Origin of the sequence: Nostoc sp. ChiQUE01b (genome assembly GCF_034531255.1) — a bacterium.
Classification (GTDB): Bacteria; Cyanobacteriota; Cyanobacteriia; order Cyanobacteriales; family Nostocaceae; genus Nostoc.
Genome location: NZ_JAVRBM010000053.1, coordinates 1 through 12,548 on the forward strand (window position 1 = coordinate 1; position 12,548 = coordinate 12,548).

Below are 12,548 nucleotides of genomic sequence, written 5' to 3' on the forward strand. Positions count from 1 at the left end.
CTTCTGCTCTAATGCCAGATTGATGTGTCTTATTTTTCTTTCATGCAACAAAGCCCAGTGTTACCGATAAACAGGCGTTAGATGCATTCCAAAAGCTTTCGCAACTAGAAGGGATTATCCCAGCCTTAGAAACTGCTCATGCGATCGCATATCTCGAAACCCTTTGTCCTCAGTTAGAAGGTAATCCCCGCATCGTCATCAATTGTTCGGGCAGAGGTGACAAAGATGTGCAAACCGTCGCCAAAGTCCTTATTCCTTAATTTTCTGTCATTTGTCATTAGTCATTTGTCCTTCGTGAATGACTAATGCCCCATGCCCAATGACTAATTATGATAGCTGTAACTCAAACTCCACCCGAAAATATTGCCATCCCTTTTGAATTCTACAACTGGCCAGCTTTATTACAACAGTTGCTGAATCGGCAATCGTTGACGGTTCCCCAAGCTGCGGATTTGATGCAAGGTTGGCTCAAAGATGCCATTCCCGATGTTTTATCAGGAGCGATTTTAGCCGCAATCCAAGCTAAAGGCGTATCCGCCGAAGAATTAGTAGGCATGGCCAGTGTCTTACAATCCCAAAGTCTAGGGACTGGGGACTGGGGATTAGGGACTGGGCAGGAGTTTTCCCAATCCCCAGTTCCCCTAATTGACACTTGCGGAACTGGTGGAGATGGCGCTTCAACCTTCAATATTTCCACTGCTGTTGCCTTTGTTGCCGCCGCCGCTGGGGTAAAAGTTGCCAAACATGGCAATCGTTCCGCATCCAGCAAGACTGGTTCGGCTGATGTGTTGGAAGCTTTGGGTATAAATCTCAACGCCACTCCTGAGAAAGTGCAAGCCGCAGTGGGTGAAGTCGGAATCACCTTTTTGTTTGCTCCAGGTTGGCATCCTGCACTTAAAGCGATCGCTACTTTGCGAAAAACTTTGAAGGTGCGGACTGTTTTTAACTTGCTCGGCCCGCTAGTAAATCCCATGCGGCCAACAGGGCAAATTATTGGTGTCAACGATCCGCTTTTATTAGAGGAGATTGTTCAAGCTTTATCCCAATTGGGATGTCAGCAAGCGATCGCACTCCACGGACGCGAACGTTTAGATGAAGCTGGTTTAGCAGATGTCACTGACTTAGCTGTACTCCAAAATAAAAAAGTCCGTTCTCTAACCCTCAATCCTCAAGAACTTGGTTTGAGTTTTGCACCGACTGCGGCGTTATGCGGTGGAGATGTCCAAGAAAATGCGGAAATCTTGAAGGCAGTTCTCCAAGGTAAAGGCACTCAAGCGCAGCAGGATGTAGTCGCTTTAAATACAGCCCTCGCCCTGCAAGTTGGTGAAGCTATTGATGGGGAAAGGGATATTTTAGCAGGTTGTGTTAAGGGTATTACTCTTGCTAAGGAAATTCTGCAAAGTGGCGCTGCTTGGACGAAGTTAGAACAACTTGCTAAATTTTTGCAAATTGTCGTAAATGATTGAAAAAACATAGTTCAAATAGCTTTTTATGTTTTTTGACCATATAAAAATGAAAATGTCAATCCCACCCCTTGGCTCAGTGTAGTAATTTTGAACTTATTTGTGCTTTGGGCGAACCCCAAAACTACCGTGTCAATAGGGTTTGAGATGCGCTTACCCTGACTGTGTTCACTAGCCCAGGCACTTATCAGGTGAAGTGCGCTTTGACCTTGATTGCGGTCATAAGAACCCCTAATTGTTTTTCCATCTATGGGGATAATTTCTCCTCCGATTTTTGTAACCAGGGTTTCTACCCATCTCAAAAAACATCGATTTAACACTTCTGGGTCGATAAACTCAAACACTCGTCGGAAGGTATCATCAGAGGGAATTCCATTTGGTAATGCTAAAAACTCTTCTAACCACTTTTGCTTACTGATGCCATAATTTTCGATGTCTTCCCACCCTTGCGCTCCAGCGATGATTGCTAAAATTGCAATGACTAAAATATCTGTGAATTGATGTTTCTTCGTCCGCTCTACTCTATGGTCTTTGATATCTGAGAAATGTTCAACTAGACTCTGTTGAATACTGCCAATGTCTGCCATGTCTCTTGATTTTGGCTGACGACGAATATTTTTGACACTATCAGCAGATTTAGTTTCAAAGCCCTCTGACATTGACTTGACTCCAGCTTATTTTCCATCGAGCAATTGAATTTATCTCATTCATCTTGCTCTGAAGTCAAGTTCATTTTTTACACAGTCCCTACATACTATCTTCTTTGATTTGTCAAGTTTTCTTTATACCAAATTAGATGAGCTTACCCTGTATCATACCACAAAATATTTATGCAAGAGTTCTAGTGAGGCGTTAATTCCTTTTACTGCCTCAAAATCAGCGAACGCACAGTTATTTATGGGGATATTAATTTTTAATTCCCCGAAGGGGGCATACTGGCAAAAACTTTAATCCGAACAAGCATCAGCTAGGTAGGCAGTAGCATCGTCTGCGAGTGCGACGATCGTTTCCTGACTGAGTGAAGGCTCAGAAAATAGAAAATTCAAAAACATCTTTTTCTGAAACCTTAATGCCTCAACCACAAAAACACCTGGAAACGCCGATGCTGAAGCTACAGCATTAATTTCTTCGAGTTCGAATACCCCATACTGATGAGAAATATTAACTAAACCAAGCTTAGTGACTCCAACGCTAGCCATTACTTGATTTAGGAGTATCCCCCTCGTTGCCACTGCCAGTCCAGATGCTAGCATCATGCTAAATAGATCGTTGCGCTGGATATTCGTAGCGATTTCTTGTTTCACATCGCGTGCTAAATCCCAAAGGGACATACTTGGTTTTAGGGTGTGAAATGTAAAAGTCGATGAAGCTAACGACCCCATCTGCTCATCACTAATTACTGGTTCGACGCGGCGACGCAGATCTGCAAATGACTGACAACTCAAACAGATATCTCGCTTTTTTTCACCTGTAATTTTATTCGCGACTGCAAGCATCATAGCGGCAGACAAAGCACTCTGTTCGCTCGCTTTCTCCTTTCTGTAAACTTCATTGAATCGTTGGGTGAAAGTTTCATCAAGCTGGCGATAAACCACGTTAGCACGACGTAATTCCGGTATTTGATACTGCTCAAAACCTAAAGTTTCGGGACGATGGGCAACATATTGGCTGACAAGCCGCAACAGACAATCGATCGTATTTACTACACCACTGTATCCTTGCATTGAGGGAGGGAAAAGCTCTGGCAATGCAGGCAGCACAGGCAAACGCGCCACTGTTTCAACAGATTCGCCCGCTGCTATCTTTTGACAGTACGTCAAGATATCTGCTTGCAGTCGGATGCAGAATGTGCCATCTGCAGCGCCATGATGTAGGGTAACAATCAAAAAGCTGACTGTTGATTCCTTTGGTTCGCCAACAGGCTGAACCAATACAGCACGCATGAGATATTTGTCGCTTTCAATTTTTTGATTTAGTTCTTGCAAAACAATATTTTGCCACTGATTATCATCTTGGCTATGTATTAGTTGCAACGGGATCGTCACGCCTCCCTCTTCAAAGCGTGGGGAATCGGTAGAACCAACGATCCGACAATTTAGACGTGGGTGGCGACGTTGGGTCAAGTCAATTGCCTGTCTGACAATGGCTGCACTCAAAGGTCCTCTAATACGGTTAATGACGACGTTAATTAATGCGCCCCCAAGCTGATTTGCAATTTCAAACACGCGTTCGTCAGGTGATAATATTCTATTTACATTCAAAGTGGAAGAATTTATCTGCATTATAAATTACTCAAATACAATGTTAATATGTGGGCAATTGAGTGCTTAAATAGTTCAAGCAACGACTGAGAGCGATCGCCCGATTGACCGTTCTCAAAACGCGATCCTCACTTTCGAGCTAAAATCATATTATTGGTTAAATAGTCTTTTATATTTCTGCCTAGAGACCATTTATAAAGTAAATCTTTAGACCACAAGACGACGCAGTATGTATTTGTGAGAGGTTAAGGTCGAGCCTCTTAAAATGATTTGTTCTTTAATAGATAGTTTTGGTTTACGACCTCCTCATATAACAATAATTTTCACTTTTTTCAATTCTAATAAAGCTTGTTTTTCATGATACAATTATTGTGTATTTAAGATTAATTGTTGTAATTGTTCATACTCCAAACTAATCAAAGGCTTTATTTTTTAGGATTATCTTCAATAGAATTCAGTATGTCGTTCATATTTCTGTGTAAAAAAAGCTCTGTAATGCTCTTATATCACAGAATGATACTATTTTATAGATATCTAGTGTTTGGACTTTGGACAAAAAGAAGATAGTTCGCAAGTGTTCTTTCCCCTCTGCTCGCTACGAGGCAAAGTTTGTGTAGCGCACCACTAGAATTATTGCGATCGCACATAGCAATAACACTCAAGATGATGGCTTTTATTTCCAAGTGAATTATCAACTTTAAGCTTGGGGAATTGGCAGTGAACAGAAACAATCAAAAGTCAAAACGAAATAGTACGTTGGCAAGGCAGTACGTTGGCGAGGCAGTTGCCCACTTGTACCCTTCCGGGGAAGCAAGCTACGTACAGCGCCTTGGCCAGCAGAAGCAACTGGTGTTTAAAAGTCAGGATGCTTCATTGCCGATCGTGCTTACCCTATGCTTCTGGTTAGGGAGCATTGCTGCCAAACCCGTACTTGGACAATCCATCGTTCCAGCTAATGATGGGACGGGGACAGTTGTTACTCAAGAGGGAAACCGCATCGATATCCAAGGGGGTAAGCTTTCTGGCGATCGGGCGAACCTATTTCACAGCTTGGAGAAATTTGGACTCAATCAGGAGCAGATTGCCAATTTTCTCATCCCACCCAATATTCATAATATTCTCACACGAGTTGTCGGCGGAGATCCTTCAACCATCAATGGACTGATTCAGGTAACTGGAGGAAATTCCAACTTATTCATCATGAATCCAGCTGGAGTCATCTTTGGACTGAATGCCCAAATTAACCTTCCGGCTGACTTTACAGTAACGACTGCTACAGCCATTGGCTTTGACAATCGCCTTTGGTTTAATGCAGTCGGTAAAAATGATTACTCAAATTTAAATGGTAATCCCTCTAGGTTTGCCTTTGATTTCGCCAATCCTGGGACTATTATCAATGCTAGTAGTTTGTCAGTTTTAGAAAAACACAATCTGACTTTAATCGGTGGCAGTATCATCAATACGGCTACATTGAGCGCACCCAGCGGAAATATCACTCTTGCAGCAGTGCCAGGAACAAACCTGATTCGGATCTCTCAAGCGGGAAACCTGCTGAGTTTAGAACTAGAACTGCCAAGAAATACAACAGACCAACACCTAGCAATTAACCCTCTGGATTTGCCAACCCTGTTAACCCAAGGAGCTAAGGGACTAAATCTTGGTGTGAGAGCTAATTTAGATGCTGGCACAGTGCAGTTAACACGATCTGGTACAACTATCCCAACTGCCGCAGGAACTACGATCGCTTCTGGAACTCTAGATGTTTCCAATACAGGAGTTATGCAGACAGGTGGTACAGTAAACGTCTTGGGCGATCGCGTCGGATTGATTGGTGCTAACATTAATGCCTCTGGCACATCTGGTGGCGGCATCGTCCGGATTGGGGGAGACTACAAAGGTCAAGGTATTTTGCCCAATGCCTCACAGACGTTTGTTAGCAGTGATTCGGTAATTAATGCTAACGCACTGCTAAACGGTGATGGCGGTCAGGCGATCGTTTGGTCAAACGATCGCACTCAGTTCTTTGGTAAGATCGACGCCATCGGCGGGCTTAATGCTGGGAATGGCGGGTTAGTAGAAGTATCTAGCAAGGAATTGCTCTTATTTCAAGGCTTAGTTAATTTGCTCTCGCCTGCGGGTGAAGTCGGCACGCTCCTGCTAGATCCGACTGATATCACCATCAGCAGCGCGATGGATACCGCCAGTATGACCTTCGATAGGGGTATATTTGCTGACACCACCACAACCTCTTCTAATCTCAACTCGACTACGCTACAAAATCAACTAGCTTTGAGTAATGTTACCGTTTCGACAACATCGGGTTTGGCTGGTAAAGGAGATATTACAGTCAGCAATCCGATCTCATGGAGTAGCGGTTCTGACTTGAAATTAGCTGCCGATCGCAATATCAACATCAATGCCAACATCGACACAACGGGTACTGCCAATACAAATCTAACGCTAGAAGCTAATAACAGTATTTTTATCAACTCAAATGCCAAGCTAACAGCCAGTGGTGTGGGGAAGTTGGATGTCACCCTTAATGCAGATCGAGACGGTATCAATGGAGGAGCGATCGCTCTCAAAAACGGTGCTGCGATCGATTCTAATGGAGGCAATATAGTTCTGGGCGGTAGTAGTAACCCCTTAAACGAGCCGGCACAAGGAACAGCAGCAAATCCCATTGGAGTCAGCCTTAATGGAGCTACTCTCAATTCTGGAAGTGGCAATATTTCAATTAAAGGTCAGGGAAACAACGCTGATGCTAGCGAGCAGAAAGGCATTTTGCTGAATAATAGCAGCATCATGGTTGAAAATGGAGATATCAGCTTAACTGGCATAGGCTACGGGAATGGAAACAACAACAACGGGATTCAGCTTAACAATAGCCTGGTGAGTTCTACTGGCACTGGGAGGATTACACTCCAGGGTACTAGTAACGCCAGAGGAGGTAGGGACAACGACGGCATTGAAGTAAACAGTAGCATTATCACGGCGACTAAAACGGGGACAATTACTTTAGAGGGGATTGCCGGAGTCGGGACTGATATTAGTGAGGGGATATATATCGGTGCCAATTCCAAAGTCCGTTCAGCCAATGGAAATATCAGCCTCATGGGTACTGGCGGTAATGGAGGGGGAAATCGTAACTTCGGCATTTTACTGGAAAACGGCGCAGAGGTGGAATCGACGGGAACAGGAAATATAACCTTAGAAGGTGCTAGTAGTAACAGCACAGAAGGAATTAGCATTAAGAACAGTTCGATTAACCCCACTGGAACAGGCAGTGGTACGATCGCCCTCACTGCTGATGAAATGAACTTTCTTGGCTCCACCCAAATCAAAGGTACTGGTATCCTTCAGTTGCAGCCTCGTACTCCTAGCTTAGGCATTACCTTGGGTGGCAACATTAACGATGCCCGTTTAAATCTAAATGCCAGTAAATTAAACACCTGGCAAAATGGCTTTTCTCAAATATCGATCGGGCGAGATAACAGCAGCGGTACTATTACCTTGGCTGGTGATGTGACTTTCAATGACCCGGTTACTTTGCGATCGGCCTTTGGCTCAGGTTCCATCAACACTAGTGGATTTCAACTCACTGGAGCTGACAATGCCACCCTTAACCTACAAGCCAACCAAAACATTACCACTGGAGATGTGGTAAATCAAGGTCGAGAGATTAAAATAACCAGCACCAGTGGCAATATCAATGCGGGAACTGTCAACACTAGTTCTACAACTGGGAATGGGGGAGCGATCGCTCTAGAAAGCGGCGGCGGTGACATCTCCACGGGCAACCTTAACAGTTCAGGAGTTAATGGTGGTGCCATCATCGCCAAAGCTGCGACTAATATTACCACTGGCGCAATTGATTCCAGCAGTAGTTTCGGCAACGGTGGTAATGTCATCCTTGACTCCAGCCGTGACATTCAAGCTACCCAGATTAACGCCCAAGGTGGGAAAAACGGTAGAGGTGGTGACATAGATATCACCGTTAGACAATTTTTCCGAGTAACAGACACCTTCACCGACAGCAACAGCGGTCTGGCTAGCATTTCCAGCCTTGGCGGTAACAGTGGCGGAGACATCACGATCCGGCATGGAGGAGGCAGCTTAAATCCGTTTCAGATTGGCAATGCCTCGGTAAATGGTACAGCCGGTGCGATCGTTGGCGGGAAAATCTCTATTATCCCCCCTCTACCCCCAACTGAGACTCCACTTATTAATTTTAATCTTGTCGATCTCACCAATCCCTTTGCTCTTAGCCAGCAACCAGAAATAACCTTCGCCTCCACACAAGCAACTGACACTAACATGCCAGAACTGGAGGAAGTCTTCACCAAGACCTTTGAGAACCATTTGGGTATCAGCAATGTCCGCATCAAAACCTTAAAAGAAGCCCAAGCTATATTGCGCCGAATTGAACAAGCCACTGGCGTTAAACCTGCCCTGATTTATGTCTTGTTTCAACCCCAAACCGAGCAAGACTCCAAATCTCAACAAGACGAAACTGCCAAGCAACCGGAAGCTATCTGGGAATTCCATTCTCAAAATTTGGAGCAGCGCCGACAGCAAGTACAATCCACTCAGCAACAAGCTCAAGATAACTACCAGCTCGAGCTAGTGATGGTCACTTCCTCTGGAACACCAATCAGACGGCAGATTAAGGGAGCGACACGAGAGCAAGTCCTCAAAAACGCTCAAGAATTCCAAGGAGCTATCACTAACATTCAACGCTCCCCCCCTTATCTGCCTTTGGCTCAAAAGCTTTATAAGTGGCTGCTTGAACCTTTGGAGAAGGATTTACAAGCTCAAAAAATCACGAATCTCAGCTTTTTGATGGACGCAGGTTTACGCTCTCTGCCGATCGCCGCCCTGCATGACGGGCAAGGGTTTATTGTGGAAAGATACAGCGTTGGTCTCATGCCCAGCCTATCACTTACTGATACTCGCTATGCAGATGTGAGAAATCAGCAAGTCTTAGCAATGGGAGCCGATCGCTTCCCCGATCAAAAACCCTTACCAGCAGCATCACTAGAGTTGTCTTTAATCGTCAATCAATTGTGGTCTGGCAAGTCTTTCCTCAACGAAAACTTCACAGTGGAAAAGCTCAAACAAGCCCGCGCTCTACAGACTTTTGGTATTATCCATTTCTCTACCCATGCCAACTTTCAGCCTGGTAATATCAATAAATCCTATATTGAGTTTTGGTATAGCAAATTACTAATTAGCCAATTGCAGGAGTTGAAGTTAAGTCAGCCACCAGTGGAACTATTGGTTTTGAGTGCCTGTCGCACAGCACTAGGGAACCCAGAAGCGGAGTTGGGATTTGCAGGCTTGGCAGTGTTAACAGGAGTGAAATCAGCGATGGGCAGTCTATGGTCTGTCAACGATGAAAGCACAATGGGACTAATGACAAGTTTCTACGAGAAATTGAAAGAAACTCCCATCAAAGCCGAGGCTCTGCGGCAAGCACAGGTAGCGATGCTCAAGGGCCAGGTGCGACTAGAGAAGGGTCGGTTGGTAACAGCGAGTAAGAGTTTTCCTTTACCGCCGGAGTTAGGACAGATAGGAGATAAAGAATTTGCTCATCCTTATTATTGGAGCGGTTTCACGCTCGTCGGCAATCCTTGGTAAGGGACTTCCAGAAAATAAATGATCCAATTTTTTAATTGGAAGCCCCTAATAGAATGCATTTTTCAGATACTTCTGAAAAGACTGATTTACTGCTTCAAATATTTACGTTCAACAGAAGTCCTTACGCGGATCATGAATTTACCAAAATCTTTTCTATTTTTAGCGATCCTTGTCAGCGCACTTTCTCCCACGATTGTCACTTTTGCTAGCTTGCCATCACAGCGACCGGCATCCGACTTGGAGTGGAAAGTCAGTCTCAAATTCCCACCTGTAGATGACCGAGGAGCGCCCTCTCAAACATTGGGTGGAGGAACGCGTGGCTCTTCTTGTATCGATGGGAGCGGAATACCGATAACACCTTTGATGCCGTCAAAAAATAATTTTGGGAAAACGGTTGCAGCCAATCCAACACTATATTGGTACATTCCTCAAAATACTGCCCAATCTGGAGAATTGGCTTTGACAGATGAAGCCGGAAATCAGGTTTATCTGACAACTTTTAAACTGCCTAGTACTCCTGGCATCATTAAACTGGAATTACCAGCAAATGTTTCTCTCCAAATTGGCAAGTACTATCGATGGTACTTCACGATGATTTGCGATTTTCAAGACCGCGCTCAGGATCAATCTGTCAAAGGATCGCTCCAGCGTACCGAAGTAAGCTCATCCCTGAAGAGTCAGCTAGCTGGGGCAGGACTTCTAGAACAGGCAAAAATTTATGCAGAGTCTCAAATTTGGCAGGAAGCACTAAATACCGTTGCTCAATTGCGCCGCGAGAAGCCAACTGAATGGGAAGAACTTTTACAATCAGTCGGTTTAGGGGCGATCGCCAAAGAACCTTTCCTTGACTGCTGCACGAGCGATCGCTAACCTCTGTACAGTTAGATATCGGCAAAGTTAAAACGGCTACTTTGCTAACCTGAGAAATTAATTTTGGTGCAAAAAAGATGATGTGGAGAAAGCTGCTGTGGCAATGGCGCGGTGTTTTGATTACTACTCCTAGTGTGGCTAGTGTGGTCATCTTATTACGCTTTGCTGGTTTAATGCAGCCTTGGGAGTTGGAGGCTTTCGATGGATATATGCGTCTGCGACCCCAAGAAGCACCAGATAACCGGATTGTCATTGTGGGAGTAAATCTTGCAGACATGAAAAAAATTCGTCAGCCAATCGTTCCAGATGGTCTGTATGCTCAATTATTGCAAAAATTAAAAGCCAGGAAACCACGAGCTATTGGTTTAGATATCTACCGCGATTTACCTGTAGAACCAGGACATCAAGAATTAACCAAAGTATTTACATCTACCCCCAATTTAGTCGGGATTCAAAGAGTGGTAGGGGATAACCAACGCGAACCAATTGACCCGCCACCAGCACTCAAAGATAAAGGGCAAGTAGGTGCAAATGATTTGGTTTTGGATGCAGATAAAAAGGTAAGACGGGGTTTGCTCTACTTAACAGATAAAAATGGGGAGACTATTTATAGTTTTGCATTATATTTAGCTTTACTTTATCTTGATGCCGAAGGTATTGCACCCCAAACTTTTGGACAGACAAAAAATTGGCAGTTAGGAAAGACAAGATTTATCCCCTTTGCCGCTAATGATGGTGGCTATGTGCGAGCTGATGACCGTGGCTATCAAATTTTAATTAATTACAGGGGCCCAGCCAGGCGCTTTTCTACAGTCACGATGACAGATATTTTGGAAGACAAGGTACCACCAGAATGGGGACGCGATCGCATTATTTTGATTGGTAACGTCAGCGAGAGTTTTGAGGATTTATTCTTCACTCCCTATAGTAGTGGTTTGTTGACTTCCCCAGAACCTATGCCTGGGGTAGAAATTCATGCAAATATTGCTAGTCAAATTATCAGTGCAGCTACAGCAGGTCGCCCACTAATTAAGAGTTGGTCGCAGCCAGTGGAAATAGGATGGATTTTTCTGTGGTCTTTTGTGGGTGCAAGTCTAACTTGGCAATGGCGATATGCAGGCGGGATAAAATTTTTATCCCTCCAGAAAATAACTAGCCCAATTTTAGCAGCAGGTGTGCTATTGGCTAGTACTTATACAGCCTTTATCGCCAGTTGGTGGATACCTGTAGTACCACCATTATTAGCTCTGTTGGGATCTGCGATCGCTATTACAGTCTACATCGCCCGTACTGCTGGAGAAATTCGTTATACATTTGGGCGTTATTTAAGCAAAGAAGTAGTCACTACCTTATTAGAAAGCCCCAAAGGTTTACAGCTTGGGGGCGAACGGCGCAAAATCACCATACTCGTCTCTGATTTAAGAGGATTTACCAGTATTTCTGAACAATTACCCCCGGAAAAGGTTGTTCAAGTTCTCAATTTTTATTTAGCGTCAATGGCAGATATCATTACCCAGTATCAAGGAACCATTGATGAATTTACAGGTGATGGTATTTTAGTGTTGTTTGGTGCGCCTACTGCCAAAGAAGACGACACTACAAGGGCTATTGCTTGTGCGATCGCTATGCAGTTAGCAATGATGAATATAAATGAAAAGATGCAGCAGTGGAATCTGCCGCCATTACAAATGGGAATAGCTATCAACACCGGCGAAGTTGTTGTTGGAAATATTGGTTCTTATATCCGAACCAAATATGGTGTAGTTGGTAGCCAGGTGAATCTCACCTATCGTATTGAATCCTATACAATTGGAGGGCAGATTGTTATTTCAGAATCGACATTTAGAAAAGTAGAGTCAATTGTTAAAATCTTTGGACAAAAGCAAGTACAAGTAAAAGGAATTAAACTACCGATAAATATTTACGAAGTTAGGGGGATTATTGGAGAATATAATCTCTTTCTAACTCAAGAAGAAGAAAGATTACTACCCTTAGCTGAAGCAATACCAATAGAATATACAATTCTAGATGAAAAGCACATTGAAAAAAACCTTTTTCAAGGCAGTTTAGTTAAACTTTCCATTAAGGGAGCCGAGGTACGTCCCAAGGATATAGAAAAGGATATTATCCCTTCTTTATTCAGTAATATTAAATTAGTTTTATCACCAAATTCTCCGAAAAAATTAAGTGTTGATATTTATGCCAAAGTTTTAGAAAAACCAATAGAAAATGGGGCATTTTATATCTGCTTTACTACTAAAAGTTCTGAGATAAAAGTAATTCTTAGTAAGATTTAAGTAGGTAGGCGTAAATA

At 43.6% G+C, this 12,548-nt stretch carries 5 protein-coding genes and 2 pseudogenes; 5 read left to right on the top strand and 2 right to left on the bottom strand.

Features of this window, described 5'->3' with window-relative positions:
* Positions 1–56: 56 nt before the first annotated feature.
* Positions 57–260 (top strand): annotated as a pseudogene (locus tag RMY63_RS27715) (tryptophan synthase subunit beta); the annotation flags it as partial.
* Positions 261–329: 69 nt separating this feature from the next.
* Positions 330–1,466 (top strand): anthranilate phosphoribosyltransferase, encoded by a 1,137-nt coding sequence (gene trpD / locus RMY63_RS27720; RefSeq protein WP_322731777.1) that lies wholly within the window; start codon positions 330–332, stop codon positions 1,464–1,466.
* 164 nt (positions 1,467–1,630) lie between these two features.
* Here the strand turns inward: trpD and RMY63_RS27725 are convergent.
* Both RMY63_RS27725 and RMY63_RS27730 read right to left on the bottom strand, forming a co-directional pair.
* A pseudogene (locus tag RMY63_RS27725) lies at positions 1,631–2,050 on the bottom strand (ISAs1 family transposase); the annotation flags it as partial.
* A gap of 360 nt (positions 2,051–2,410) precedes the next feature.
* On the bottom strand, positions 2,411–3,745 hold the full coding sequence (locus tag RMY63_RS27730; RefSeq protein ID WP_322731778.1) for a phthiocerol/phthiodiolone dimycocerosyl transferase family protein: 1,335 nt from the start codon (positions 3,743–3,745) through the stop codon (positions 2,411–2,413).
* 696 nt (positions 3,746–4,441) lie between these two features.
* Here RMY63_RS27730 and RMY63_RS27735 point away from each other — a divergent pair.
* The 3 genes from RMY63_RS27735 (at position 4,442) to RMY63_RS27745 (ending at position 12,531) form a co-directional block, all read left to right on the top strand.
* A complete protein-coding gene (locus RMY63_RS27735) occupies positions 4,442–9,364 on the top strand; it encodes a CHAT domain-containing protein (protein ID WP_322731779.1) in 4,923 nt (1,640 codons plus the stop codon).
* 132 nt (positions 9,365–9,496) lie between these two features.
* Positions 9,497–10,234 (top strand): DUF928 domain-containing protein, encoded by a 738-nt coding sequence (locus tag RMY63_RS27740; protein ID WP_322731780.1) that lies wholly within the window; start codon positions 9,497–9,499, stop codon positions 10,232–10,234.
* 77 nt (positions 10,235–10,311) lie between these two features.
* Positions 10,312–12,531, top strand: a complete 2,220-nt coding sequence (locus RMY63_RS27745; RefSeq protein ID WP_322731781.1) for an adenylate/guanylate cyclase domain-containing protein — start codon at positions 10,312–10,314, stop codon at positions 12,529–12,531.
* The last annotated feature ends 17 nt before the right edge of the window (positions 12,532–12,548 follow it).